Here is a 257-nt window from a genome sequence, read left to right as displayed (position 1 = left end):
CGCTTCGCCAACAATTTGTTTCGAAAGTGACGAAAACGTGTCTTCTGTAGGGCCAGCGCCGAGCGACGCACCGATCCCTCTGCTTCAGCCGGAACAGGCCAAGCTGGCGCAGGTGTGGGCCGGCATGATCGGCATCGACGTGAACGACATCCGGCCCTCGGACAACTTCTTCGACCTGGGTGGAGATTCGCTGCTCGCCATCGCGGCCATCGACGAAGCGGGACGCATCCTGGGCTTCCGTGTCGAAGCCAAGCGCT

The 257-nt window shown here is 61.9% G+C and carries 1 protein-coding gene; it reads left to right on the top strand.

Going from position 1 to position 257, the window contains the following annotated elements:
• Positions 1 to 37: 37 nt before the first annotated feature.
• On the top strand, positions 38 to 257 hold a 220-nt coding region (locus tag CVH10_RS22155; RefSeq protein ID WP_369335968.1), incomplete at its 3' end, for an acyl carrier protein.

The sequence above is a fragment of the Halomonas sp. ND22Bw genome (assembly GCF_003011945.1).
Classification (GTDB): Bacteria; Pseudomonadota; Gammaproteobacteria; order Pseudomonadales; family Halomonadaceae; genus Halomonas; species Halomonas halophila.
Note: the sequence above shows the minus strand (reverse complement) of the source record. Positions and strands in the feature narration are given on the sequence as shown.